The sequence below is a fragment of the Streptomyces gilvosporeus genome (assembly GCF_002082195.1).
In the GTDB taxonomy this organism is placed as follows: Bacteria; Actinomycetota; Actinomycetes; order Streptomycetales; family Streptomycetaceae; genus Streptomyces; species Streptomyces gilvosporeus.
Map to the genome: position 1 here is coordinate 3061226 of NZ_CP020569.1, position 24473 is coordinate 3085698.

Below are 24473 nucleotides of genomic sequence, written 5' to 3' on the forward strand. Positions count from 1 at the left end.
CAGAGTAGAACACGTTTCAATCTGACGGAAGGTCAGGCGTCAGGGAAGGGCGGCGGGGCGCGGAGCCCGGTGGGCACCGCGGAGGTCTGCGGGCCGGGTGTGCGCTCAGGGCCTTTCGGCGGTCGGTGCGTCATTTGACGGGAAACGGTCCGGATCCGAAAAGGAAACGGTTTGATGAATTTCCGTCGGCAGTTGTCGCCAGTTGTCGCCGGCTGCCCCCTGCGCCTCCGCTGCCGCAGCCGGCGCGGAATTTCGGCATTCGGACATGCGGGGAATCGGGCAATCAGGCAAGCGGGCAAGTCGGCGACGAAAAAAGCGAACCGCGAAGCGCATATCCAGAATCGGAAGATGTGATTCCGATGATGTGCGGCCGGGAGCCGATACGGCGCCGGACGGGGCGGCGGAGCGGATATCGCACGCCCCCGCACGTCGCCCGCCCCGCCCCGTACGGCAGCATGAGCCGGACCCGGCCCCGACCGCACACCAGGAGGAAGCCCATGGCCGCTCCCACGGCTCCGACAGCTCCGCAGCCGGAGATTCTCGCCGCGTTCGAGGCGGCGAAGGGCTTTATGCCCGTGGACGAGGGGCTCGCCCTCTACGGCGCCGCGGTCGAGGCGGCGGCGCTCGGGCTGCCGCTGCTGGAGGTCGGCACCTACTGCGGCCGGTCCACGATCCTGCTGGCGGACGCCGCGCGGGCCGCGGGCGTGATGGCCGTCACCGTCGACCACCACCGGGGCAGCGAGGAGCAGCAGCCGGGCTGGGAGTACCACGACCCGACGGTCGTCGACCCGGAGGTCGGCCGGATGGACACGCTGCCCGCCTTCCGCCGGACCCTGCACGCCGCCGGCCTGGAGGAGCAGGTGATCGCCCTGGTGGGCCGCTCCCCGCAGGCCGCGGCCGTCTGGGCGGCGCCGGTCGGGCTGGTGTTCATCGACGGCGGGCACACCGACGAGCACGCCACCGCCGACTACGAGGGCTGGGCGCCGCATCTCGCACCCGGGGGCCTGCTGGTCATCCACGACGTCTTCGCGGATCCGGCGGACGGCGGCCAGGCCCCGTACCGCATCTACCGCCGGGCGCTGGAGTCCGGCGCCTTCACCGAGGTCGCGACGCGCGGCTCGCTGCACGTCCTGCGGCGCACCGGGGCGGGCCTCTGAATCCCCGCGACCCCGCGTCTGAGCAGGCCGGACGGACGCCACGGACGGCACCGGCGGCGCGGGCTACGATCGCGGACGTGTCGAACGGCAGCCCCTTCCCTCCGCCCCGCCGCCTGCGCGGCACCATCGTCCTCGCCGTCCTGGCCGCCGTCCTGGTGGCCGCCGGCGCGGGCTATCTGGTGCTCCGGTCGCTGAGAGGCGGCGGCGCGCCGCCGGGGGCCGCGCACCCCGCGGCGAGCGCGTCCGCGGGCGACGGCCACCGTCCGGACAGGAAGGACGGCAAGGGGGACGGCTCCCCCGGCAACGGCTCCGGTGCGCACTCCGGCAAGGGGAATCCGCACGGCAGCCTCAAGGGAAAGACCGTACTGATCGACCCCGGGCACAACACCCGCAACCACGATCACGTCCGAGAGATCGCCCGGCTGGTGAACATCGGCAACGATCGCAAGGAGTGCGACACCACCGGCACCTCCACCGACGCCGGATACGCCGAGGCGTCGTTCACCCTGGACGTCGCGCGCCGGGCCCGTACGATCCTCCGCCACCAGGGCGCCAAGGTCGTCTTCACCCAGGACGGCGACCGCCCCTACGGCCCGTGCGTGGACGAGCGCGCCGCCGCCGGGAACAGGGCGCATGCCGATGCCGCGATCTCCATCCACGCGGACGGTTCGGCGGTCGGCAACCGCGGCTTCCACGTCATCCTGCCGGCGCGGGTGACGGCCGGTGCGGCCGACACCTCCGCGATCGTCGCGCCCTCGCGCCAGTTGGGCGAGCGGGTGGCCGGACGGTTCGTGGCGGTCACCGGAAGCGCGCCGTCCAATTACATCGGCGGCGGCACGGGACTTGACGTACGCTCCGATCTCGGCGGCCTCAACCTCTCCACGGTGCCGAAGGTGTTCATCGAATGCGGCAATATGCGCGACCCGAAGGATGCGGCGCATTTGACCGATGCCGCTTGGCGGCAAAAGGCGGCGCGCGGGATCTCCGAGGGCATTACGGACTTCTTGACGAGCTGACCGTTCGTGGCGATGCCCGACGGGAACCGATACCAAGAAGACGGCCCGGCGGATTCGGCGATGGGTTCCCCTTTACGATGGTGCCCTGCCGTGCCTCGCACCGTGCGCGCCAGCGACAGCGTCGACCAGACCCACGAAAAAGACAAAGGACCCTTACGTGAACATCCGCTCCCTCACTCGAGGCGACGGCGTGGTGATCGGAGCAGCGGTGTTGCTCTTCATCGCCTCGTTCCTCAGCTTCACCAGTGGCCCGGACTGCCCCGCCCAGTACGCCAAGCTCTGCCAGGAGTCGGACTACTCCAGCCCCAACGCCTGGTCCTCGCTGGGTATCGTCATGAGCATCTACATGGCCGGGGTGATCGGCGCGGCGATCGTCGTCCTCAGCCGTGCGCTGCCGCAGCAGCGCAAGGTCGTCGGTCTCGACCTCGGCCAGTTCGGTGTCGCCCTGACCGTCTTCGGGGCATGGTCGGCGTTCTGGACCATCGTCAGCACCACGAACGCCGGTGCCGGCATCATCCTCGGTCTGATCGCCGCCCTGATCCTGGCCGGCGCCGCGGTCGCCGGACCGCTGGTGCCCGCCCTGAAGGCCCCGCTGGTCGCGGACAAGCCGGCCGGCGGCCCGTCGCCGTACGGTGTGAACCCCAACCCCGGCTACGGCTTCCCCGGCGCCCAGCAGCAGCCCCAGCCCGGTGGCTACGGCTACCCGGGCGGCCAGCAGCCCGGTCAGCCCTACGGCCAGCAGCCGCCGGCCGATGCGACGGCGGGCGGTGCGCAGGGCGCGGCGCCGCAGGCGGCCCAGGCCGCCCCGGCGGGTGCCACCCCGGCGGCCGGGACTCCGGCCGACTTCGCGCCGTTCTGGTTCGCGGTGCCCGTCGCCCGTCCGCTCTACGGTGAGGACGGTGCCGCGGCGCCGATCGCCGAACTGGCGCCCGGTACCTGGTACCTCGCGGTCGAGCAGCGCGGCCAGGCTCTGATCGCGCAGACCCAGGACGGCCGGCGCGGCGTCCTCCAGGACACCACCGGCATCCAGCGCGGCTGACGGTCTCGCACCGGCGCCGGACGCACGCCGGACGCACAGCGGTCCTTTCCCGGCCCCTCGCCCCTCGCGGGCGGGGGGCCGTCGCCGTGCCGGCGCCCGTGCGTTGCCATGTCCGGGGCGCGGTCGTACAGTTCGCCGGGCACCCCTTTCTGACGGGGCGTCAGAAAGGGGAGAGAGGGGCGGCGATATGCGACTCGGTCTGGCGCTGGGCTACTGGGGCCGCGGCCCCGACCCCCGGCATCTCGAACTCGCCCGCGAGGCCGAGCGGCTGGGCTATGACTCGGTGTGGACCGCGGAAGCCTGGGGCTCGGACGCCTTCACCGCGCTGACCTGGATCGCCGCGCACACCACCCGGATCGGACTCGGCACCGGCATCGCCCAGATGGCCGCCCGTACGCCCACCGCCACCGCCATGCAGGCGCTGACGCTGGACCATCTGTCCGGGGGCCGGATGCTGCTGGGCCTGGGGCTGTCCGGGGCGCAGGTCGTCGAGGGGTGGTACGGGCGGCCGTTTCCCAAGAGCCCGCTGACCGCCACCCGCGAGTACGTGGACGTGATCCGCCAGGTCCTGCGCCGCGAGGGCCCGGTGGCGGCGGACGGGCTCTTCCATCCGCACCCCTACCGCGGCCCGGACGGCACCGGCCTGGGCAAACCGCTCAGGTCCATCACCCACCCGCTGCGCGCCGATCTGCCCGTTCTGCTGGGCGCGGAGGGCCCCAAGAACATCGCCCAGACCACCCGGATCGCGGACGGCTGGCTGCCGCTGTACTGGTCGCCCGAGCGCACCGACGTCTACGCGGCGTCCCTGGCCGATGCGCCCGACGGCTTCCTGATCGCCCCCATGGCGCGCGCCGTGGTCTGCGACGACGTCGCCGAGGGGCTGCTGCCCGTCAAGGCGATGCTCGGCTTCTACATCGGCGGGATGGGCCATGCGGCCAAGAACTTCCACGCCGATCTGATGGCCCGGATGGGATACGAGGCCGAGGCGCGACGGATCCAGGACCTCTTCCTCCAGGGCCGCAAGGAGGAGGCGGTGCTGGCCGTACCGGACGCCTTCGCGGACGAGATCTCGCTCGTCGGCCCGCGCGAACGGATCGCCGAGCGGCTGGAGTTGTGGCGTACGGGCCCGGTCACCGACCTCCTGGTGACGGCGCCGGACCCGCACACGCTACGGGTGCTGGCCGAGCTGAACTCCTGAGCCCGGCCGGCCGCTCACCCGAAGGACGCCCACTCCAGCCACTGGTCGAGCACCGCGCGCTCGCCCAGCACCTCGACCCGGTCGCTGTCGGCGGGCAGCCTGCGGTAGAGGACCAGGAGCGCATCGGTGAGGCCGCCGCGCAGCGCGACCGCCGCCTTCTCATGGGCGCGGCGGTGGGTGGGCGCGTCCCCCGTGAGGTCGAGCAGCCACTCGGCGTTCAGCTCGGGCGGGGTGTCGGTGGCGTGGATGTGGAGCGTGCGGCCGGGGCCGAACGGCTTGGGCCCGCGCTCGGCGAAACGGGCCACCACGGCCGGCAGTTCGACGATCTGCATCCACTCCTCCAGACAGTCCGCGGCGAAGGGCGCCGGGAGGTCGAAGGGGACGCCCGCGGTCAGCGCGGCGTCGGCGCGGTGGACGGCCGTCTCATGGACCATCCGGCGGGCCCAGAACCCCGCGTGGTGGGCCGTCGTCCAGCTCCACACCTTGGTGTCGGGCCCGGCTTCCCGCAGCGCGGCCACGGTCTGTTCGACGCCCGCCGCCAGCCAGGCGTCCAGCGCCGCGGCGTCCTCGCCCTCGGGCCCGGCGGCCCCGGGGATGTCCGCACGGTCGATGTTCTCGGAGGCGCGGGTGGCGACGAGCGTGGCGACCCAGCGATGCACACCCCCGACATGCCGGACGAGATCGGCGAGCGTCCAGTCGGGGCAGGTCGGCACGGTCGCCGAGAGATCGCCGCCGCGCACGGTCCTGCGGAACTCGGCGGTCTCGGCGAGGAGTCGGGCGCAGTATTCCTCGTGGGTGAAAGATCCTTGGAGAGTCATGCGTCGCACGGTAGTGCGCATCGCGGACCCGGAGCGTCCTAATTGACGGCGCGCCGGGGCCGCTGGTGCCGTGCTGCTGATGCCGCGCCGCTGATCCCGGCGCGCCTACCGGCAGCAGTCCGGGTCGAGCCCCGTCGGCAGCCGCTCGCCGCCGAACACCAGGGTGGTCGCCTCGTCGCCGCCCAGTGCGGCCACCGCGAGCAGCACCGAACCGGCCGTCCAGGAGGTGCGCTCCTCGGGCCAGATCGCCTCGTCCTCGAAGACATAGCCGGTCCAGTACATGCCGTCCTCGGCGCGCAGATGCCGGATCCACTTGAGGATCTGCACGGCCCGCTCGGACTCCCCCATCGCCCACAGCGCGAGCGCCAGTTCGGCGCTCTCGCCGCCGGTGACCCAGGGGTTGGGCAGGACGCAGCGCACGCCCAGGCCGGGCACCACGAATCGCTCCCATTCGGCGTCGATACGCGCCCGGGCCGCCTCGCCGCGGACCGCGCCGCCCAGGACCGGGTAGTACCAGTCCATGGAGTAGCGGGACTTGTCCAGGAACCGTTCGGGGTGGTGGCGTATCGCATGGCCCAGGCGGCCGAGCGCCAGTTCCCAGTCGGGCTGGGGCTCCTCGCGCTGCTCGGCGAGGGCCAGGGCGCAGCGCAGCGCCTGGTAGACGGAGGACGAGCCGGTCAGCAGCGCCTCGGTGACGGGAGTGCCGTCGTCCTCGCGCTTCCAGCCGATCTCGCCGCCGGGCTGCTGGAGTTCGAGGACGAACTCGATGGCCGCGTGGACGGCGGGCCACATGCGGTCGAGGAAGGTCTCGTCGCCGGTGGACAGGTAGTGGTGCCAGACGCCGACGGCGATATAGGCGCAGAAGTTGGTCTCCCGGCCGCGGTCGGTGGGCTCCTGGGCGTCGCCGTCGGCGTAGGCGGCGTACCAGGACCCGTCGGGGTTCTGGTGCCGCACCAGCCAGTCGTACGCCGCCTCGGCGCGCTCGTGTTCGCCGGCCGCATCGAGGGCCATGGCGGCCTCGGTGTGGTCCCACGGGTCGAGGTGGTGTCCGCGGAACCAGGGGATCGCGCCGTCCTCGCGCTGGGTCGCCAGGATGCCGGCGACCGTGCGCGCCGCCTGTTCGGCGGTGAGCACCCCCGGCAGCACCAGCCGTTCGGTACGCCCGGGAGTCGTCACTTGGCGGCCCCGGGGGCGCGCTTGGCGGAGGTCTTGCCGGCGGGCTTGGCGGTGCGCTTGGCTGCGGGCTTGGCAGCGGGCTTGCGGGCCTCGGTGGCGGGCTCGCCCGTCGCGTCGGCGGCCGCCTCGGGCAGATGCGGCTTGGTGGCGTACGCGACGAAGCTCTTGCCGATGACGGGGTTGAGGGCCTGCTCGGCCAGCCGCGTGGCCAGCGGCTTCTTCATGATGTCCCAGACCAGCAGCTTGTGGTACGCCTTCACCGGCAGCGCCTTGTCGTTGTCCACGCCGAACGCGCACTTGAGCCACCAGTACGGACTGTGCAGACCGTGCGCATGGTGGGTCCCGTACGGCTCCAGGCCCGCCTCACGCATCTTGCCGAGCAGTTCGTCGGCGCGGTAGATGCGGATATGGCCACCCTCGACCTCGTGGTAGGCGTCGCTGAGCGCCCAGCAGATCTTCTCGGGGCCGTAGCGGGGAACGGTGACGGCGATCCGGCCGCCGGGCCGCAGGACGCGGACCATCTCGGCGAGCACGCCCTTGTCGTCGGGGATGTGCTCCATCACCTCGGAGATGATCACGACGTCGAAGCTCTCGTCGGGGAACGGCAGGGCCAGCGCATCGCCCTCCATGGCGGTGGCCGAGGCGCCGGCCGGGGCCTCGCCGGCCTCCTTCATCGCGGCGAACCACTTGGCGACCTCGCGGATCTCCTCGCCGTTCTGGTCGAGGGCGACGACCTGCGCGCCACGCCGGTAGCACTCGAAGGCGTGCCGGCCGGCGCCACAGCCCAGGTCGAGTACGCGGTCGCCCGGGGCGAGCGGGAAGCGGGAAAAGTCGACGGTCAGCACGGCGTTCTGCTTTCGACGGCGGCGGGTGGTGGCTAGGGCTGCGGGGTGGCTGCTCGGCTGGGTGTTACGTGCGGCGGGCGGCGGCCAACGAACCGAGCTGACGGCCGCCTTGACGGGCGAGGGCCTCGCGGTAGCGCTCGGCGGTGCCGATGGCGGCCTGCCGCCAGGTGAAGCGGGCCAGGACGCGTTCGCGGCCGGCCGCGCCGAGGCGGCGGCGGAGGGTGTCGTCGCCCAGGAGGCGCAGCAGTCCGGCGGCGAGCGCACCGGAGTCCCCCGGGGGCACCGCCAGGCAGGTCTCGCCGTCCGGCCCGGCGACCTCGGGGATGGCGCCGCCGGTGGTGGCCAGCAGCGGCGTCCCGGTGGCCATCGCCTCGGCGGCGGGCAGCGAGAAGCCCTCGTAGAGGGAGGGGACGCAGGCGATCTGGGCGCCGCGGACGAGATCGACGAGTTCGGCGTCGCTGATGCCCTTGACGAACTCGATGGCGCCGGACAGTCCGAGCCGTTCGATCGCGGCGGCGACCGGCCCGTCGTCGGCGCGCTTGCCGACGACCACCAGATGCGCGTCGGGGTTCTCGGTGCGGACCTTGGCGAGCGCCTCGACCAGGTGGATCAGGCCCTTGAGGGGGACGTCGGCGCTGGAGGTGGTCACGATCCGCCCCGGCACCTCGGGGACCGCGGGATCGGGCGAGAAAAGGTCGGTGTCGGCGCCGATGTGCACGACGTGGATGCGGTCGGGGCGTACGCCGAGATCCTCGACGATCTCCTGGCGGGAGGAGCCGGAGACGGTCAGGACGGACGGCAGGCGGCGGGCGACGCGCTTCTGCATCCGGGTGAAGCCGTACCAGCGGCGGACGGAGGCGCGGCGCTTCCAGTCGGTGGCGGCGGCCAGGTCCAGGCGGCGGTCGACGGTGATGGGGTGGTGGATGGTGGTCACCAGCGGGGCGCCGAGCGCACCGGGGCCGCCGAGCAGGCCGTAGCCGAGGGTCTGGTTGTCGTGGACGACGTCGAACTGGCCGCGCCGGGCGGCGAGATGGCGCCGGGCGCGCAGCGAGAAGGTGAGTGGCTCGGGGAAGCCGCCGGTCCACATCGTGCCGACTTCGAGGGCGTCGATCCAGTCGCGGAACTCGTCGCGTCTCGGTGTCCGGAACGGGTCGGGCTGGCGGTAGAGGTCGAGGCTGGGCAGCTCGGTCAACGTGACCCCCTCGTCGAGGACGGGGTAGGGCTGGGCGCCGATGACCTCGACGGTGTGGCCCAGCCGCGCCAGCTCGCGCGAGAGATGCCGTACGTAGACGCCCTGTCCGCCGCAGAACGGGTTCCCCTTGTAGGTGAGCATCGCAATGCTCAGGGGCCGGTCGCCGCCCGTCGGGGCAGGGGCCGAGGGGGCCTCTGCCGGGCGGGGCGCGGCTGCCTGGACGGCCTCTGCGGTCACGCTCGGCCCCCTTCTCGCTGGACTTTCGCCGGAGCGTAACCGCTGGCGGTAATCTAGAACAAGTTTCAGAACTGATCCGCCGACGGGCGGCCGTCGATCGGCCACCTCGACCGGTGACCGGCCGCGGCGGCCCCCCCGGCGACCGGCCGGCCACCGGCTCGCCGACCGGTTACCGACCAGTTAACGAAGCCTTGAATCTACCGGCCGGAAACGAGGGCGACAGAGGCGCACCAGGTGATTCGCGCCACGACCCGCCCCCCTGCCATGCTGTGCCGATCACAGCACCGGCACTCACCGCATCGCGGATGGAAAGCCACGGAATGGGACATATGACTACGGAATCCAAGCCGGCCAGGCCGGAGCTTCCCGCGAGTCCTCCCCTGACCGAACGTCAGGAGGCCCGGCGCCGCCGCATTCTGCACACCAGCGCCAAGCTGGCGTCCCGTGGCGGATTCGACGCCGTACAGATGCGGGAGGTCGCCGAGCTCTCCGGCGTCGCACTCGGCACCCTCTACCGCTATTTCCCCTCAAAGGTGCATCTGCTGGTCGCCACCATGCAGGACCAGCTACAGCACCTGCACGAAACCCTGCGCAAACGCCCGCCGTCGGAGGAGGACCCGGGCGCCCGCGTCGCCCAGACCCTGATGCGGGCCTTCCGCGCCCTCCAGCGCGAACCGCATCTCGCGGACGCGATGGTGCGCGCCCTGACCTTCGCGGACCGCTCCGTCAGCCCCGAGGTGGACACCGTCTCCCGGCTGACCACCGCGATCATCCTGGACGCCATGGGCCTGGACGGCCCGCCCACCCCCGAACAGCTCTCCGCGGTCCGGGTCATCGAGCACACCTGGCACTCGGCCCTGATCACCTGGCTGTCGGGCCGCGCCTCCATCGCCCAGGTCAAAATCGACATCGAAACGGTCTGCCGCCTGATCGCGGTGACGTCCCGTTCGCGTTAACTCCCCACCTGACCCGGGTAGTTGGCTCTGCAAGGGGCCCTCCCGACCCTTAGGGGATCCCCCCTAAGGGTCCCGCCCGCGCGCCCCCGCCCCCGCCCCGCCTCACTCCTCCGGCGGGAACACCCTCTCCCCCGTCCCCGCCACCGTGATCGTGATCGCCTCGACGGGGCACCCCTCGGCCGCCGCCAGTACGTTCTCGTCGGCGTCCGTCTCCGGGGCCACCGGGTGCGACTGCCGCGCCGCGTCCAGCCGGAAGCCTCCCCCGGTCTTCGACCCGGTGGAGGCACCCCCAGCGGTAGCTGGGGGAGTACCCCCGGGTGCCGTGGCGGCGCACATCCCGGATCCGATGCACACGCTCCGGTCCACCTCCACCCGCCAGCGCTCCCCCATCACGCACCCGCCGGCAGATGGATCATCTTGTGCTCCAGATACTCGCCGAAGCCCTCGGGCCCGAACTCCCGCCCGATCCCGGAGTTCTTGTAGCCGCCGAACGGGCCGAGCATGTCGATGCTGAAGGTGTTCACGGAGTACGTGCCGGTGCGCACCCGCCGCGCGAGGTCGATGCCGTGCTCGACGTCGGCCGTCCACACCGAGCCCGACAGGCCGTAGTCGGAGTCGTCGGCGATGCGCACCGCCTCCGCCTCGTCGTCGTACGGCAGCAGGCAGATGACCGGGCCGAAGATCTCCTCGCGGGCGATCCGCATGGAGTTGGCGACCTCGCCGAAGAGGGTCGGCTCGACGTACCAGCCGGTGTCCCGGTCCTTGGGGCGGCCGCCGCCGGTCAGGACCTTGGCGCCCTCCTGCTGGCCGAGCGCGATGTAGTCGAGCGACCGCTGCTGCTGGCGGCGGGCGACCAGGGGGCCCACTTCGGTGGCCGGATCCAGCGGGTCGCCGACCTTGAGGGCGGACGCCGCGGCGGTGAACCGCTCGGCGATCTCGTCGTAGTGGCTGCGCGGCGCGAGGATCCGCGTCTGGGCCACGCACGCCTGCCCGTTGATCATCCAGGCGAACGGGACGATACCGGCCACCGCCGCGTCCAGATCCGCGTCCGGCAGGATGACCGCCGCGGACTTGCCGCCGAGTTCGAGGGTGACCCGGCTGAGGTTGCGGGAGGCGACCTCCATGACCCGCTTGCCCGCCGCCACCGAGCCGGTGAACGACACCTTGTCGACGCCCGGGTGCCCCACCAGGTACTCGCTCACCTCGCGGTCCGCCGGCAGGATCGACAGGACCCCCTCCGGCAGCCCGGCCTCGGTCGCGATCTCCGCCAGGAGGTACGCGTCGAGCGGGGTCTCCGGCGACACCTTCAGCACCGCCGAACAGCCCGCCAGCAGCGCCGGGGCCAGCTTGGCGGCGGCGGTGAACTGCGGGACGTTCCACGGCACCACGGCCGCGACCACCCCGACCGGCTCGCGCCGCACCAGGATCGGTCCCAGCGCCCCGTCCCTGCGCTCCTCGAAGGCGAAGTCCCGGGCCACGGTCAGCGCGGCGTCCCACGCCATCATCGCGGCCAGCGACTGCACCATGACGCCGGAGGTGAACGGGGTCCCGTTCTCCGCGCTGATGACCCTGGCGATCTCCTCGCTGCGTACCGCGACGGCGTCCTTGATACGGGTCACCACCGCGATCCGGTCCGCCAGCGGCGCCTGCGCCCAGATGCCGGAGTCGAAGGACGTACGGGCCGCGGCCACCGCCCGGTCGACATCGGCCCGCGAGGCGTGCGGGACGCGGCCGATGACCCGTTCGGTGTGCGGCGAGACGACCTCGATCGTGTCGCGGCCGGCCGGATCGACCAGCTCACCGCCTATGTAGAGCTTTCCGTGCTCGACGAGGTCGTCGCTCATCGCTGCCGCCTCCCGACGGATCGACGGTTTCTGATGGTGGTTCCTGACGGCGGTTCCTGACGATGCGTCAGAACTACGCACCGCACAGGAACTGATACCAGTTCCAGTGGGAGGAGTCCACGGTGCGGGACGGTTCCCCGCACTCCCCCACGCTCCCCCAACCACCGCCTCCGGCCCGGCACTTCGGGTCTCTTGAAACCAGTTCTAGTTATAGTGACGGGACGGCACAGCGAGAGGGGTACGGGATGACGGTGCAGGTGACCGACCACCGCGGCGGGGTGTGGAGCATCGCCGTCCCCATCCCGGACAACCCGCTCGGGCACACCCTCGTCCACCTCCTGGAGACCGACCGCGGCCCGGTGCTCATCGATACCGGCTGGGACGATCCGACCGCCTGGGACACCCTCGTCGCGGGGGTCACGGCCTGCGGGTTCGCCCTCGCCGACCTGCACGGCGTCCTGCTCACCCATCACCACCCGGACCACCACGGGCTGTCCGGCAAGGTGCGGGAGGCCACCGGCTCCTGGCTCGCGATGCACGCCGCCGATACGGCCGTGGTCCGGCGCACCCGGCAGGCCGCACCGGGGCAGTGGCTGGAGTATCTGCTCGCCAAGCTGACGGCGGCGGGTGCGCCGCAGGAGCATCTGGCGCCGCTGCTGGAGGCGCGGGCGGCCGGGCGCGGGCGCCGGGCGCCGGGCCGGCGGGCGGCGCTGCCGGACCGTGACATCGCACCCGGGGAGCTGCTCGATCTGCCGGGGCGGCGGGTGCGCGCCATCTGGACGCCGGGGCATACGCCGGGGCATGTGTGCCTGCATCTGGAGGAGGACCATCCGGCGGCCGGATCCGCGGGCCGGGGCGGCGGGTTCGGGCGGCTCTTCTCCGGTGATCATCTGCTGCCCGGGATCACCCCGCACATCGGGCTGTACGAGGATCCGGAGGATGATGGGGGTCCCCCCTGCTCGAACGGAGTTGAGAGCTTGGGGGATGCCACCGATCCGCTGGGGGACTATCTCGACTCCCTGGAGCGGATCGGGCGGCTCGCGCCGGCCGAGGTGCTGCCCGCGCATCAGCATGCGTTCAGCGATGCGCCGGGACGCGTCCGCGAGCTCATCGCCCACCATGAAGAGCGGCTGTCCGGCTTGCGCGCACTGCTCCGCGAACCGCTGACCGCCTGGCAGCTCGCCGAGTCCATGGAGTGGAACCGCCCCTGGGCACAGATCCCCTACGCCTCCCGGACCATCGCCGTCTCGGAGGCCGAGGCGCATGTCCGTCGCCTGGTGAAACTGGGGCGGGCCGAGCCGGTGGCGGGGTCGGACCCGACGCGGTACGTGGCGGTCTGAGGCCGGGGACGGCGGCGGCGCCGATCCGGCCGCCCGTTAAGGTGTGCGGGACAGCTTCATTCGTGCCCGATCGGGGGAAGCCGGTGGAAAACCGGCGCCGACCCTCCCCCGTGCTCTCGGCTTCGGCCGGCCGAGCCGGAGCACCCGATGGGGCACGGACCAAGGCTCCCGCCACCCCCGAGAGGCACACCGACCCGATGGCCACCATGGCTCCCAAGGCGCCCCTGCTCGCCGTCCTGGCACGCCGCGCCGCCCCGGCGCTGGCCACCGCCGCCCTGCTGGGTGCGGCCGCCCCCGCCGCGTACGCCGACTCCGCGGCCCCGTCCGCGTCGCCGAAGCTGCCGGACGGGCTGTACGGGACCAAGGACCCCCAGTACGACGGTGTCTGGCGGCAGTCGCTGGCCCTGCTGGCGCAGCACACGGTGGGCGTGCGGCCCGCCGCGTCCGGGGTGACGTGGCTGGCCGGGCAGCAGTGCGCCGACGGTGCGTTCACCGCCTTCCGCGCCGATCCGCACAAGGGCTGCGACGCCAAGACGATGCGGGACACCAACCAGACGGGCGCCGCGGTGCAGGCGCTGGCCGCGCTCGGCGGGCACGACGCGGCCGTGAAGAAGGCCGTCGGCTGGCTGAAGTCCGTACAGAACAAGGACGGCGGGTGGAGCGCGATGCCCGGCTCGCCCAGCGACGCCAACTCCACCTCGGTGGTCATCGGGGCGCTGGCCGCGGCCGGGAAGAAGCCCGCGTCCGTCACCAAGGGCGGTCACAGCCCGTACGACGCGCTGCTCGCCTTCCAGCTGGGCTGCGACGCCAAGGAGGACGAGCGCGGGGCGTTCGCCTTCCAGCCCAAGGACGGCAAGCTCGCCGCGAACGCCGACGCCACCGCGGCGGCCGCGCTGGGCGCCCTGGGCGAGGGCTTTGTCGTGGCGCCCGCGGGCAAGGACGTCGACGAGCCGGTCAAGGCGCCGAGCTGCAAGGCCGGCGCCTCGGGCGGGACGCACGATCCGCGGCAGGCGGCGCTGGGCGCGGACGCCTACCTCGTCGCACAGCTCGACGCGAACGGGCAACATCTGCCGTCCGCGATGCCGGGCGCGGCGCAGCAGCCCGATGTGGGCAACACGGTCGATGCGGTGGTCGCCCTGGCGGCCGGTTCGCACGGCGCCGCCGCGCAGCGGCCGCTGAAGTGGCTGGAGAAGCATTCCGCGGACTGGGCCCGGCAGAGCGGCCCGGCCGCGTACGCCCAGTTGGTGCTGGCCGCGCACGCCACCGGCGCCGATCCGCGCGCGTTCGGCGGCCACGATCTGGTGGCCGCGCTGAACGCCACCGGGCCGAAGCCGGCCGGCAGCGCGGCGCCGTCGGCCGCCCCGGAGAAGGACGCGCAGGACAACGACAACGGCGGGATCCCCTGGTGGGTCATCGGGGTGGGGCTGGCCTTCGGCGCCGGGATCGGGTTCCTGATCAGCGGGCGCAAGAAGAAGAACGAGCTGTGAAGCCGGCCGTCATACCGGCCGCGGGACGGCAGGGCGGCGCCCCGCGGCGCCGCAGGGCGGCCGGGGTGCTGCTGCTGGCGGGCGCGGCCTTGGGGCTGGCCGCCGCGCCCGCGCAGGCGCAGGAGTACCGCTACTGGTCGTTCTGGGACGGCAAGGGCGGCTCCTGGGCGTACGCCTCCGAGGGCCCGGCCACGGTGCGCCCGGCCGACGGCAGCGTCCAGGGCTTCCGCTTCACCGTCAGCGCCGACTCGGCGGCGGCCGGAAAACCGCGTGCCGCCGCCGACTTCGAGGCGCTGTGCCATGACACGCCCGCCCGGCACGGCAGCAAACGGATCGGTGTCGTCATCGACTTCGGCACCGCGGCGGACGCGCCCGGCGGCGAGCGGCCGCCCGCGGCCCGCGGGGAGTGTGCCCGGGTGCCCGAGGACGCGTCGGCGGGCGAGGCGCTGGCCGCGGTCGTCCGGCCGCTGCGCTATGACCCCAATGCGCTGCTGTGTGCCATCGGCGGGTACCCGAAGTCCGGGTGTGCGGAGCAGGTGAGCGGATCGGGTGGCGCGAAAAAGCCCTCCGCGGCGGCGTCGTCGAAGGCGGCGGACGGGGACGGCGGGCCCTCCGCCGGGCTGCTCGGCGGCCTCGCGGCCGTGGTCGTCCTGGGCGCTGCCGCGGTGTGGCAGGCACGCCGCCGGCGCGGATGAGCGCCCCACGGGCGACCCGCGGCACCGCGCTGCACGCCGGTGCGTGGTGGCTGTGGGCGCTGGGTCTGGCGACCGCGGCCTCGCGTACCACCAATCCGCTGCTGCTCGGGTTGCTGATCGGGGTGGCCGGATATGTCGTGGCGGCCCGCCGCAGCGATGCGCCCTGGGCCCGTTCGTACGGGGCGTTCGTCCGGCTCGGCCTGATCGTCGTCGCGATCCGGCTGGTCTTCGCCTGCGTCCTGGGCTCCCCGATTCCCGGGACGCACACCCTGCTCACGCTGCCCGAAGTGCCGCTTCCCGACTGGGCGAAGGGGGTGCGGATCGGCGGCCGGGTCACCGCGGAGGGCATGGTCTTCGCCCTCTACGACGGGCTGAAACTGGCCACGCTGCTGATCTGTGTGGGCGCCGCCAATGCGCTCGCCAATCCGTCCCGGCTGCTGAAGTCCCTGCCCGGTGCGCTGTACGAGGCGGGGGTGGCGGTCGTCGTCGCGATGACCTTCGCGCCGAATCTGGTGGCCGATGTGCAGCGGCTGCGGGCGGCTCGGCGGCTGCGCGGGCGGCCCGACCGGGGCTTCCGGGCACTGCTTCAGGTGGGACTGCCGGTGCTGGAGGGGGCGTTGGAGCGGTCGGTCGCGCTGGCCGCCGCGATGGATGCCCGGGGTTACGGCCGCACCGCCCAGGTCCCGCCCGCCGTACGGCGCCTGACCTCCGTCCTCACCCTCGGCGGGCTGCTCGGGGTGTGTGCGGGGACGTACGGTCTGCTGTCCGATACGGGCGCGGGCTACGGGCTGTGGGTGCTGCTCGCCGGGCTGGCGGCGGCGCTCGGCGGGCTGTGGCTCGGCGGCCGCCGCTGCGTACGCACCCGCTACCGGCCCGAACGCTGGGGCCCGCGCGCCTGTCTGGTCGCCGGGTCGGGTATCGCCGTGGCCGCCTTGATGATCGGGGCGAACGCCTACGCGCCCGACGCCCTCCATCCCCCCGCCTTCCCGCTCACCGCCCCCGTCCTCCCCATCTGGCCGGCCCTCTCCCTCCTGGCCGGTCTGCTGCCGGTGTTCATCGCTCCGGCGCCGCCCGCACCCGAACGCGCGCCCCGCGGGCACGGGGCCGGGGCGCCGCGGTCCACCGCCCCGCTCACGAAGGAGCCCAGCCAGTGATCCGGTTCGAGCAGGTCTCGGTCACCTACGGGGACGCCGCCGCGCCCGCCGTCCAGGGCATCGACCTGACCGTTCCCGAGGGCGAACTGTGCCTGCTGGTCGGCCCCTCCGGCGTCGGCAAGTCCACCGTGCTCCAGGCCGTGAGCGGGCTCGTCCCGCATTTCACCGGCGGCACCCTGCGCGGCCGGGTCACCGTCGACGGCCGGGACACCCGCACCCATCCGCCGCGCGAACTGGCCGATGTGGTCGGCACGGTGGGCCAGGACCCGCTGTCCCACTTCGTCACCGACACCGTCGAGGACGAGCTGGCCTACGGGATGGAGTCGCTCGGCCTGGCCCCGGACGTGATGCGCCGCCGCGTCGAGGAGACCCTGGATCTGCTGGGGCTGGCCGACCTGCGCGAGCGGCCCCTCGCCACGCTCTCCGGCGGCCAGATGCAGCGGGTGGCGATCGGCTCGGTGCTCACCACGCACCCCAAGGTGCTGGTCCTGGACGAGCCGACGTCGGCCCTCGATCCGGCCGCGGCCGAGGAGGTCCTCGCCGTGCTCCAGCGGCTGGTCCATGACCTCGGGACGACCGTTCTGCTGGCCGAACACCGCCTGGAACGCGTCGTCCAGTACGCGGACCAGGTCATCCTGCTCCCCGCCCCCGGCGCGGCCCCCCTGATGGGCGACCCCGCCGACATCATGGCCGTCTCCCCCGTCCACCCACCGGTCGTGGCCCTGGGCCGCCTCGCCGGCTGGTCCCCCCTTCCGCTGTCCGTACGCGACGCCCGCCGCAGGGCGGGGGCTCTGCGGGAGCGGCTGGCGGGGGCGGCGGCCGAGGCGCACGGCGGGGCGGGGACGACAGCCGAGGCGGTCGCCGCGGCCGCCCCCGCGGTGGTGTCCGGGCTCGGCGTCCGGCGCGGCCGGGTGGCGGCGCTGCGCCGGGTGGATCTCACCGTGGCACCGGGCGAGACGCTCGCCCTGATGGGCCGTAACGGTGCGGGCAAGTCCACCCTGCTCACCACCCTCGCCGGGATGCACGAGCCGACGTCCGGCACGGTCCGCGTCGGCGGCCGCACCCCGCACCGCACCAAGCCGCGCACCCTTCTGCGGCACGTCGGTCTCGTCCCCCAGGAGCCGCGCGACCTCCTCTACGCCGATACCGTCGCCGCCGAATGCGCCGCCGCCGACCAGGACGCGGACGCCCCCGCCGGCACCTGCCGCGCTCTGGTCAGCCGGCTGCTGCCCGATGTGGCGGACGGTACGCACCCGCGCGATCTGTCCGAGGGCCAGCGCCTCGCCCTGGCCCTGGCCGTCGTCCTCACCGCCCGACCCCCGCTGCTGCTTCTCGACGAGCCGACCCGCGGCCTGGACTACGCCGCGAAGGCCCGTCTGGTGGAGGTGCTGCGCGCGCTGGCCGCCGAGGGGCATGCCCTCGTCCTGGCCACCCATGACGTGGAGCTGGCCGCCGAACTCGCCGACCGCGTCGTCATCCTGGCCGAGGGCGAAGTCGTCGCGGACGGTCCCACCGGTGAGGTCGTGCTCTCCTCCCCGTCCTTCGCGCCGCAGGTCTCCAAGGTGCTCGCGCCGCTCCCCTGGCTGACCGTTCCGCAGGTCGCCCGGGCTCTGGAGGCCACGCCATGACCCGTGCGGTCCGCCTCGGCCCCCGTTCCCTCGCCGCCCTGGTCCTTGTCTCGGCCCTCGGCGTGATGGCGTTCGGCTGGCCGCTGCTCGCCGGTTCCGCCTCCGGGCTCGCCCATTCCCAGGACGCCCCGTGGCTGTTCGCCGCGCTGCTGCCGATGCTGCTGGCCGTCGTCGTGGCGACCATCGCGGACGCCGGGCTGGATGCGAAGGCCATCGCCATGCTCGGCGTCCTGGCCGCGGCCGGGGCGGCGATGCGCCCGCTGGGCGCGGGGACGGCCGGTATCGAGCCGATGTTCTTCCTGATGGTGCTGTCGGGCCGGGTGCTCGGGCCGGGTTTCGGCTTCGTCCTCGGCTCGGTGGCGATGTTCGCGTCGGCACTGCTGACGGGTGGGGTCGGCCCGTGGATGCCGTTCCAGATGCTGAGCATGGGCTGGGTGTCGATGGGCGCCGGGCTGCTGCCGGGCCCCGGCGCTCTGCGCGGCCGCCGCGAACTCGCCCTGCTGTCCGCCTACGGCGCCCTCGCCGCCGTCCTCTACGGCCTGATCATGAACCTCCAGGGCTGGCCCTATATCGCCGGGATGGCCTCGGGCGTCTCCTTCGTCCCCGGCGCCCCGCTCCACGACAACCTCGGGCGCTTCCTCACCTACTGCCTGGCCACCTCCCTCGGCTGGGACCTGCCCCGCGCCCTGGTCACCGTGGTGCTGACCTTCGCCCTCGGCGGCCCCCTCCTCAAGGCCCTGCGCCGCGCCACCCGCCGCGCCGCCTTCGAGGCCCCGGTGTCCTTCGGGCCGTGACCGCACTACAGGCGCTGGATGATCGTCCCGGTCGCCAGCGCGCCGCCCGCGCACATGGTGATCAGGGCGAATTCCTTGTCGCTGCGCTCCAGTTCGTGCAGGGCAGTGGTGATCAGGCGCGCGCCGGTGGCGCCGACGGGGTGGCCGAGGGCGATCGCGCCGCCGTTCACATTGACCTTCTCCAGGTCCTGTTCGAAGACCTGGGCCCAGGAGAGCACGACGGAGGCGAAGGCTTCGTTGATCTCGACGAGGTCGATGTCCTTGAGCGACATTCCGGCCTTGCCGAGGACGGCGCGGGTCGCGTCGACGGGCCCGTCGAGGTGGAAGTGCGGATCGGCGCCCACCAGGGCCTGGGCCACGATACGGGCCCGGGGCCGGAGTTTGAGGGCGCGGGCCATCCGCTTGGAGGCCCACATCACCGCGCTCGCGCCGTCGGAGATCTGCGAGGAGTTGCCCGCGGTGTGGACGGCGGTCGGCATGACCGGTTTGAGGCCGCCGAGCGCCTCCATGCTGGTGTCGCGCAGTCCCTCGTCCCGGTCGACCAGCCGCCACATGCCCTGGCCCGCGGCCTGTTCCTCCTCGGTGGTGGGGACCTGGACGGCGAAGGTCTCGCGCTTGAAGCGTTCCTCCGACCAGGCGGCGGCCGCCCGCTCCTGGGAGACCAGGCCGAGCGCGTCGACGTTCTCGCGGGTCAGGCCCCGGTGGCGGGCGATGCGTTCGGCCGCCTCGAACTGGTTGGGCAGGTCGACGTTCCACTCGTCGGGCCAGGGTTTGCCGGGGCCGTGCTTGGAGCCGCTGCCCAGCGGCACCCGGGACATCGCCTCGACGCCGCAGCCGATGCCGATGTCGATCACACCGGCGGCGATCATGTTGGCGACCATGTGGTTGGCCTGCTGGGAGGACCCGCACTGGCAGTCCACGGTGGTGGCCGCGGTCTCGTAGGGGAGGCCCATGGTGAGCCAGGCGTTGCGGGCGGGGTTCATGGACTGTTCGCCGGCGTGGGTGACGGTGCCGCCGACGATCTGCTCGACGCAGTCGGGCTGGATGGCCGTACGGGCGAGGAGTTCGCGGTAGGTCTCGCCCAGGAGGTAGGCGGGGTGGAGGTTGGCGAGCGCGCCGTGGCGCTTGCCGATGGGGGTGCGTACGGCTTCGACGATGACGGGTTCCGCGGCCATGACTGACTGGTCCTCTCCTCGCGTCCGCGGGGCGTCCCGGCACCCACGGAAGAAGAACTAGTACGCGTTCTACTTCTGGGACCAGTCTCGTGAGGGCCACCCCGGGGCGCAAGGGGCGTGCACCGCACTGTCCGCAACACGCCGTGCCGCCCCCCTTGCTACTTGCCGAACTCGTCATTACCTTCGCCGCGACTGGAACTGATGGCCCGTCAGGAGTCGCCCATGTCATGCCCCGCCCTGCCCGAAGGGTTCGACTTCACCGACCCCGACGTCTACCAGCACCGCGTCCCGCTCCCGGAGTTCGCACAGCTGCGGGGGACCGCGCCCGTGTGGTGGAACGCCCAGCCGCACGGCATCGCGGGCTTCGGCGACGACGGCTACTGGGTCGTCACCCGGCACGAGGACGTCAAGGAGGTGTCCACCAAACCCGAACTCTTCTCGGCCAACCTCAACACCTCCATCATCCGCTTCAACGCGGCCATGACCCGCGACCAGATCGACGTCCAGAAACTGATCATGCTGAACATGGACCCGCCGGAACACACCCGGGTCCGGCAGATCGTGCAGCGCGGTTTCACCCCGCGCGCCATCCGCGCCCTGGAGGACGCGCTGCGCGGGCGGGCGGCGCGGATCGTGGCGGCGGCGCGCGCCAAGGGGTCCGGGGACTTCGTCACGGATATCGCCTGCGAACTCCCCCTCCAGGCCATCGCCGAACTCATCGGCATCCCCCAGGACGACCGGGCCCGCATTTTCGACTGGTCGAACAAGATGATCGCGTACGACGATCCCGAACTGGCCATCACCGAAGAGGTCGGCACCAACGCGGCCATGGAGCTGATCTCGTACGCGATGAATCTGGCCGCGGCGCGCAAGGAGTGCCCGGCCAAGGACATCGTCAGCCGGCTGGTGGCGGCGGAGGACGAGGGAAATCTCGGCTCCGACGAATTCGGCTTCTTCGTCCTGCTGTTGGCGGTCGCGGGCAACGAGACGACGCGGAACGCCATTACGCACGGTATGCATGCCTTCCTCACCCACCCCGATCAGTGGGAGCTCTACAAACGGGAACGTCCCGAGACCGCGGCCGAGGAAATCGTGCGCTGGGCGACGCCGGTCGTGGCCTTCCAACGCACCGCCACCCAGGACACCGAACTCGGCGGAGCCAAGATCAAGCAGGGGCAGCGGGTCGGGATCTTCTATTCCTCCGCCAACAACGATCCGGAGGTCTTCGACCGGCCGGAGGTCTTCGACATCACCCGCGACCCCAATCCGCATCTGGGATTCGGCGGCGGCGGTCCTCATTTCTGCCTCGGCAAATCCCTCGCGATTCTGGAGATCAACCTGATCTTCCAGGCCCTCGCGGACGCCATGCCGGACATCTCCCTGGCGGGCGATCCCCGGCGGCTGCGCTCGGCGTGGCTGAACGGCGTCAAGGAGCTTCGGGTGCACTACGGCTGACGGGGCCCGGTAGCTCACCTCGCGACGAGGCCGACGGCCGTCGTCACCAGCACCGTTGCCGCCACCGTCGCGCCGAGGCACGCCGTGAGCAGGCGCCGCCGCAGGGCCCGGTAGGCGCCCTCGTACTCGGCGCGCAGGGAAACGCTCCGGGCGGCGATGCAGCGCAGATAGGCGCGGGTGACCTCGCGCTGGTCCTGGCGGTAGCGGAACTCCACTTCCTCGCGCTGGGTGCCGGTGAGCCAGGGCAGTCCGGCGCAGAAGGCGCCCGCGCGGGTGCGGGCGCGATCCTTCTCCGCTTCCCAGAGCAGATACCCCTCGATCTCGTTGATCGCCGCCTCGATGTCGTTCATCCGCGGACCCCGCTCTCCATCTCGCGCACGCTCTCCGCATGATGCAGGTCCGCATGATGCAGGTCGAACGCCGGGGATTCGGAGCGAATACGCGGCAGGGTACGGAAATTGTGCCGCGGCGGCGGACAGGAGGTCGCCCATTCCAGCGAACGCCCATAACCCCAGGGGTCGTCGACCTCGACCTTCTTGCCGTACTTGGCGGTCTTCCAGACGTTGTAGAGGAACGGCAGGATCGATAGTCCCAGGAGGAAGGAGAAAACACTGGAGACGGTGTTGAGCGTGGTGAATCCGTCGGCCGCCAGATAGTCGGGGATGCGGCGCAGCATGCCGTTCGCACCGAGCCAGTGCTGGACGAGGAACGTGCCGTGGAAGCCGATGAACAGCGTCCAGAACGTGATCTTGCCGAGGCGCTCGTCCAGCATCTTTCCGGTGAACTTCGGCCACCAGAAGTGGAATCCGGCGAACATCGCGAAGACGACCGTGCCGAAGACGACGTAGTGGAAGTGCGCCACGACGAAGTACGAGTCGGAGACGTGGAAGTCCATCGGCGGCGAGGCCAGGATGACGCCGGTCAGACCACCGAAGACGAAGGTGATCAGGAAGCCGACGGTCCACAGCATCGGGGTTTCGAAGGAGAGCGAGCCCCGCCACATGGTGCCGATCCAGTTGAAGAACTTCACCCCGGTCGGGACCGCGATCAGGAACGTCATGAAGGAGAAGAACGGCAGCAGTACACCGCCGGTCACATACATGTGGTGGGCCCAGACCGTGACCGAGAGACCGGCGATCGAAATCGTCGCCGCGATCAGACCGATGTAACCGAACATCGGCTTCCGGGAGAACACCGGAATGACCTCGGAAATGATGCCGAAGAACGGCAGCGCGATGATGTAGACCTCCGGGTGCCCGAAGAACCAGAAGAGATGCTGCCAGAGCAGCGCGCCGCCGTTCGCCGCATCGAAGACATGGGCACCGAATTTACGGTCCGCCTCCAGGGCGAACAGCGCGGCGGCCAGGACCGGGAAGGCCAGCAGCACCAGCACACCGGTCAGCAGCACGTTCCAGGTGAAGATCGGCATCCGGAACATCGTCATGCCCGGCGCGCGCATACAGACGATGGTGGTGATGAAGTTGACCGAACCGAGGATGGTGCCGAAGCCGGAGAGGGCCAGACCCATGATCCACATATCGGCGCCGGCACCGGGGGAATGCACCGCATCGGCCAGCGGCGCATAGGCGAACCAGCCGAAATCCGCGGCCCCTTGCGGGGTGAGAAAGCCTCCCACGGCGATCAGGGAGCCGAGGAGATAGAGCCAGTAGGCGAGCATGTTCAGGCGGGGAAAGGCGACGTCCGGCGCGCCGATCTGCAACGGCATGATCCAGTTCGCGAATCCGGCGAACAGCGGCGTCGCGAACATCAGCAGCATGATCGTGCCATGCATGGTGAACGCCTGGTTGAACTGCTCGTTGGACAGCAACTGGTGTCCGGGCCGCGCCAGTTCCGCGCGCATCAGCAGCGCCAGCAGACCGCCGACGCAGAAGAAGGCGAAGGCGGTCACCAGGTACAGGGTGCCGATGGTTTTGTGGTCGGTGGTCGTCAGCCATTTCACGGGGAGCTTCATGCCCCGTACGTGTCCGGCCCCGCGGAAAACTTCACCGGTGCGGGGTGTGAAGATCGGGCCCATGCCGGACACCAACGGTGCATGAGCACGGACGACGCCTTCGCGGATGCCTACCGCGCGCACTACTGGGCGGTCAGCCGCTTTGTGGCGCGGCGGCTGGACGCGCCGGCACACGAAGTCGAGGAAGTGGTGGCGGAGGTCTTCTCCATAGCCTGGAGACGCCGCGCCGAACTCCCCGACGCCCCGCTGCCGTGGCTGTACGGGGTGGCCCGCAACTGTCTGGCGAACACGGTGCGCGGGCTGGGCCGTTACCGCAGGCTGCTGCGCCGCCTGGGCCACCACGAGGCGGTGCAGCGGCGCCAGACCGTCGACAGCCCCGATGCCGAGCGGCCCGGCTCCTGGGTGCACGAGGCGCTGGCCCGGCTCTCGTCCGCCGACCAGGAGGTGCTGCGGCTGACGGCCTGGGAGGAACTGACCCTGGAGGAGCTGGCGGTGACGCTGGACTGCGGGCGGAGCGCGGCGGCCATGCGGCTGCACCGGGCGCGGCGGCGGTTGCGCGCGGAGATCGACCGGATGCGGATGACCGTGTCCGTACGAGCAGGAGGCGACGGCAATGCGTGACCCCCAGGGCCTGGGCGACGAACTGGAGCTGCTGCGCGCGGCCGACCCCGTACGGCCCGGCGAGGGCCCCTGGCGGGACCGTCCGCTGCCCGCCCGTGCCGCACGCGACCTCAATCGCCTGCTGTACCGCCGTCGTACGCAGCGGGCGCGGCGGCGGCTGGTCCTGCGGGCCGAGGCGGCGGTTCTCGCGCTCGGCGCCGTGCTCGCCGTCACCTTCTCCGGGGCGGGCAGCGCCAAGGCCGCCGAGGCGCCCGACGCGCCGTCGTCGCACGCCCGCGGCATCCCGGCCGCCCGGTGACGGCGCCTGCCTGCCCACTCCGCGGCGGTGCGCCAGCAGTTGGTACGCAACGTGGCGGGCCCGGTCCCAAGTGGCGGGGCCCGCGCGGAGGGTCGATGCTGGAGGGACGCGACGATCCATGGGCGCGGTGGCCGAGGGCCGCCGCGCCGTTTTTCGTGGCGGCACGCCTTTGCGTGGCCCCACGTCACAGAACGTGGAATCCGCGCCTCACAGAGCGTGACGGTTGCAGTGAATCACCGCGAGATGGATCACAGACGAAGGTCCTGCGAAATTACCTGCGGAAACACGTTTGCCCAGCGAGGAGGGGGTAGGCGACTGATCGCGCGGTCGTCCGCACACTGTCCGTGATGACCCGTTCTGCCCCTATGGTCGACCT

The 24473-nt window shown here is 72.1% G+C and carries 23 protein-coding genes; 14 read left to right on the forward strand and 9 right to left on the reverse strand.

Annotated elements, in window-relative coordinates; translation table 11 throughout:
* The first annotated feature begins 497 nt into the window (after nucleotides 1-497).
* The 4 genes from B1H19_RS13420 to B1H19_RS13435 all read left to right on the forward strand — a co-directional run bounded on the left by B1H19_RS13420 (nucleotide 498) and on the right by B1H19_RS13435 (nucleotide 4410).
* Nucleotides 498-1157 (forward strand): class I SAM-dependent methyltransferase, encoded by a 660-nt coding sequence (locus B1H19_RS13420; RefSeq protein WP_083104983.1) that lies wholly within the window; start codon nucleotides 498-500, stop codon nucleotides 1155-1157.
* Between the two features lie 77 nt (nucleotides 1158-1234).
* Complete coding sequence (locus B1H19_RS13425) at nucleotides 1235-2173, forward strand: N-acetylmuramoyl-L-alanine amidase (protein WP_083104984.1); 939 nt, start codon at nucleotides 1235-1237, stop codon at nucleotides 2171-2173.
* Between the two features lie 157 nt (nucleotides 2174-2330).
* The gene (locus tag B1H19_RS13430) at nucleotides 2331-3212 is read left to right on the forward strand and encodes a DUF5336 domain-containing protein (RefSeq protein WP_083104985.1); all 882 of its coding nucleotides are present in this window, start codon (nucleotides 2331-2333) and stop codon (nucleotides 3210-3212) included.
* A 187-nt stretch (nucleotides 3213-3399) separates the two neighbouring features.
* On the forward strand, nucleotides 3400-4410 hold the full coding sequence (locus B1H19_RS13435) for an LLM class F420-dependent oxidoreductase (protein ID WP_083104986.1): 1011 nt from the start codon (nucleotides 3400-3402) through the stop codon (nucleotides 4408-4410).
* 14 nt (nucleotides 4411-4424) lie between these two features.
* Here B1H19_RS13435 and B1H19_RS13440 read toward each other — a convergent pair whose 3' ends face one another.
* The 4 genes from B1H19_RS13440 to B1H19_RS13455 all read right to left on the reverse strand — a co-directional run bounded on the left by B1H19_RS13440 (nucleotide 4425) and on the right by B1H19_RS13455 (nucleotide 8678).
* Nucleotides 4425-5228, reverse strand: coding sequence for a maleylpyruvate isomerase family mycothiol-dependent enzyme (locus B1H19_RS13440; protein ID WP_083104987.1), 804 nt, complete (start codon nucleotides 5226-5228; stop codon nucleotides 4425-4427).
* Nucleotides 5229-5333: 105 nt separating this feature from the next.
* A complete protein-coding gene (locus B1H19_RS13445) occupies nucleotides 5334-6404 on the reverse strand; it encodes a prenyltransferase/squalene oxidase repeat-containing protein (RefSeq protein WP_083104988.1) in 1071 nt (356 codons plus the stop codon).
* Nucleotides 6401-7249 carry a class I SAM-dependent methyltransferase gene (locus B1H19_RS13450; RefSeq protein WP_083104989.1) on the reverse strand — a complete coding sequence of 283 codons (849 nt, stop codon included), beginning with the start codon at nucleotides 7247-7249 and terminating at the stop codon, nucleotides 6401-6403. Before B1H19_RS13450 ends, B1H19_RS13445 begins: the two co-directional genes overlap by 4 nt.
* A 64-nt stretch (nucleotides 7250-7313) precedes the next feature.
* Entirely contained in the window at nucleotides 7314-8678 is a 1365-nt protein-coding gene (locus B1H19_RS13455; protein WP_083104990.1) for a glycosyltransferase family 4 protein, read from the reverse strand.
* A 329-nt stretch (nucleotides 8679-9007) separates the two neighbouring features.
* Between B1H19_RS13455 and B1H19_RS13460 the strand changes: the two genes are divergently transcribed.
* Nucleotides 9008-9634 (forward strand): TetR family transcriptional regulator, encoded by a 627-nt coding sequence (locus B1H19_RS13460; RefSeq protein WP_083104991.1) that lies wholly within the window; start codon nucleotides 9008-9010, stop codon nucleotides 9632-9634.
* Nucleotides 9635-9736: 102 nt separating this feature from the next.
* On the opposite strand, the gene B1H19_RS13465 is transcribed toward B1H19_RS13460, so the two are convergent.
* Both B1H19_RS13465 and B1H19_RS13470 read right to left on the reverse strand, forming a co-directional pair.
* Nucleotides 9737-10024, reverse strand: a complete 288-nt coding sequence (locus B1H19_RS13465) for a ferredoxin (protein WP_083104992.1) — start codon at nucleotides 10022-10024, stop codon at nucleotides 9737-9739.
* Entirely contained in the window at nucleotides 10024-11478 is a 1455-nt protein-coding gene (locus B1H19_RS13470; protein ID WP_083104993.1) for an aldehyde dehydrogenase, read from the reverse strand. Before B1H19_RS13470 ends, B1H19_RS13465 begins: the two co-directional genes overlap by 1 nt.
* 245 nt (nucleotides 11479-11723) lie before the next feature.
* On the opposite strand from B1H19_RS13470, the gene B1H19_RS13475 reads away from it, so the two are divergent.
* From B1H19_RS13475 to B1H19_RS13500, 6 genes are all read left to right on the forward strand, one after another.
* Entirely contained in the window at nucleotides 11724-12818 is a 1095-nt protein-coding gene (locus B1H19_RS13475) for an MBL fold metallo-hydrolase (protein WP_083104994.1), read from the forward strand.
* 197 nt (nucleotides 12819-13015) lie between these two features.
* The gene (locus tag B1H19_RS13480; protein ID WP_083104995.1) at nucleotides 13016-14305 is read left to right on the forward strand and encodes a prenyltransferase/squalene oxidase repeat-containing protein; all 1290 of its coding nucleotides are present in this window, start codon (nucleotides 13016-13018) and stop codon (nucleotides 14303-14305) included.
* The gene (locus B1H19_RS13485; RefSeq protein WP_418361446.1) at nucleotides 14302-15000 is read left to right on the forward strand and encodes an SCO2322 family protein; all 699 of its coding nucleotides are present in this window, start codon (nucleotides 14302-14304) and stop codon (nucleotides 14998-15000) included. The genes B1H19_RS13480 and B1H19_RS13485 overlap by 4 nt, the downstream gene beginning before the upstream one ends.
* The gene (locus B1H19_RS13490; RefSeq protein WP_083109599.1) at nucleotides 14997-16154 is read left to right on the forward strand and encodes an energy-coupling factor transporter transmembrane component T; all 1158 of its coding nucleotides are present in this window, start codon (nucleotides 14997-14999) and stop codon (nucleotides 16152-16154) included. Before B1H19_RS13485 ends, B1H19_RS13490 begins: the two co-directional genes overlap by 4 nt.
* Complete coding sequence (locus B1H19_RS13495; protein ID WP_083104996.1) at nucleotides 16151-17782, forward strand: ABC transporter ATP-binding protein; 1632 nt, start codon at nucleotides 16151-16153, stop codon at nucleotides 17780-17782. Before B1H19_RS13490 ends, B1H19_RS13495 begins: the two co-directional genes overlap by 4 nt.
* Nucleotides 17779-18576, forward strand: a complete 798-nt coding sequence (locus tag B1H19_RS13500) for an ECF transporter S component (protein WP_083104997.1) — start codon at nucleotides 17779-17781, stop codon at nucleotides 18574-18576. Before B1H19_RS13495 ends, B1H19_RS13500 begins: the two co-directional genes overlap by 4 nt.
* Nucleotides 18577-18581: 5 nt before the next feature.
* Here B1H19_RS13500 and B1H19_RS13505 read toward each other — a convergent pair whose 3' ends face one another.
* Entirely contained in the window at nucleotides 18582-19751 is a 1170-nt protein-coding gene (locus tag B1H19_RS13505; protein ID WP_083104998.1) for a steroid 3-ketoacyl-CoA thiolase, read from the reverse strand.
* Between the two features lie 222 nt (nucleotides 19752-19973).
* Here B1H19_RS13505 and B1H19_RS13510 point away from each other — a divergent pair, with 222 nt between their 5' ends.
* Nucleotides 19974-21206, forward strand: a complete 1233-nt coding sequence (locus tag B1H19_RS13510; protein WP_083104999.1) for a cytochrome P450 — start codon at nucleotides 19974-19976, stop codon at nucleotides 21204-21206.
* A 14-nt stretch (nucleotides 21207-21220) separates the two neighbouring features.
* On the opposite strand, the gene B1H19_RS13515 is transcribed toward B1H19_RS13510, so the two are convergent.
* Nucleotides 21221-21556 carry a hypothetical protein gene (locus tag B1H19_RS13515; protein WP_083105000.1) on the reverse strand — a complete coding sequence of 112 codons (336 nt, stop codon included), beginning with the start codon at nucleotides 21554-21556 and terminating at the stop codon, nucleotides 21221-21223.
* Nucleotides 21553-23178, reverse strand: a complete 1626-nt coding sequence (ctaD, locus tag B1H19_RS13520) for an aa3-type cytochrome oxidase subunit I (protein WP_107425971.1) — start codon at nucleotides 23176-23178, stop codon at nucleotides 21553-21555. Before ctaD ends, B1H19_RS13515 begins: the two co-directional genes overlap by 4 nt.
* An 81-nt stretch (nucleotides 23179-23259) precedes the next feature.
* Here ctaD and B1H19_RS13525 point away from each other — a divergent pair, with 81 nt between their 5' ends.
* The gene (locus tag B1H19_RS13525; protein ID WP_083105001.1) at nucleotides 23260-23799 is read left to right on the forward strand and encodes an RNA polymerase sigma factor; all 540 of its coding nucleotides are present in this window, start codon (nucleotides 23260-23262) and stop codon (nucleotides 23797-23799) included.
* A complete protein-coding gene (locus B1H19_RS13530; protein WP_237289277.1) occupies nucleotides 23792-24097 on the forward strand; it encodes a hypothetical protein in 306 nt (101 codons plus the stop codon). The genes B1H19_RS13525 and B1H19_RS13530 overlap by 8 nt, the downstream gene beginning before the upstream one ends.
* Nucleotides 24098-24473 lie beyond the last annotated feature (376 nt).

Bases quoted from the DNA above. Each gene is read 5' to 3' on its own strand.
- B1H19_RS13420 (WP_083104983.1), top strand. From the start codon at position 498: ATGGCCGCTCCCACGGCTCCGACAGCTCCGCAGCCGGAGATTCTCGCC.
- B1H19_RS13435 (WP_083104986.1), top strand. From the start codon at position 3,400: ATGCGACTCGGTCTGGCGCTGGGCTACTGGGGCCGCGGCCCCGACCCC.
- B1H19_RS13440 (WP_083104987.1), bottom strand. From the start codon at position 5,228: ATGACTCTCCAAGGATCTTTCACCCACGAGGAATACTGCGCCCGACTC.
- B1H19_RS13460 (WP_083104991.1), top strand. From the start codon at position 9,008: ATGACTACGGAATCCAAGCCGGCCAGGCCGGAGCTTCCCGCGAGTCCT.
- B1H19_RS13465 (WP_083104992.1), bottom strand. From the start codon at position 10,024: ATGGGGGAGCGCTGGCGGGTGGAGGTGGACCGGAGCGTGTGCATCGGA.
- B1H19_RS13470 (WP_083104993.1), bottom strand. From the start codon at position 11,478: ATGAGCGACGACCTCGTCGAGCACGGAAAGCTCTACATAGGCGGTGAG.
- B1H19_RS13475 (WP_083104994.1), top strand. From the start codon at position 11,724: ATGACGGTGCAGGTGACCGACCACCGCGGCGGGGTGTGGAGCATCGCC.
- B1H19_RS13480 (WP_083104995.1), top strand. From the start codon at position 13,016: ATGGCCACCATGGCTCCCAAGGCGCCCCTGCTCGCCGTCCTGGCACGC.
- B1H19_RS13490 (WP_083109599.1), top strand. From the start codon at position 14,997: ATGAGCGCCCCACGGGCGACCCGCGGCACCGCGCTGCACGCCGGTGCG.
- B1H19_RS13500 (WP_083104997.1), top strand. From the start codon at position 17,779: ATGACCCGTGCGGTCCGCCTCGGCCCCCGTTCCCTCGCCGCCCTGGTC.
- B1H19_RS13505 (WP_083104998.1), bottom strand. From the start codon at position 19,751: ATGGCCGCGGAACCCGTCATCGTCGAAGCCGTACGCACCCCCATCGGC.
- B1H19_RS13510 (WP_083104999.1), top strand. From the start codon at position 19,974: ATGTCATGCCCCGCCCTGCCCGAAGGGTTCGACTTCACCGACCCCGAC.
- B1H19_RS13515 (WP_083105000.1), bottom strand. From the start codon at position 21,556: ATGAACGACATCGAGGCGGCGATCAACGAGATCGAGGGGTATCTGCTC.
- ctaD (WP_107425971.1), bottom strand. From the start codon at position 23,178: ATGAAGCTCCCCGTGAAATGGCTGACGACCACCGACCACAAAACCATC.
- B1H19_RS13525 (WP_083105001.1), top strand. From the start codon at position 23,260: ATGAGCACGGACGACGCCTTCGCGGATGCCTACCGCGCGCACTACTGG.
- B1H19_RS13530 (WP_237289277.1), top strand. From the start codon at position 23,792: ATGCGTGACCCCCAGGGCCTGGGCGACGAACTGGAGCTGCTGCGCGCG.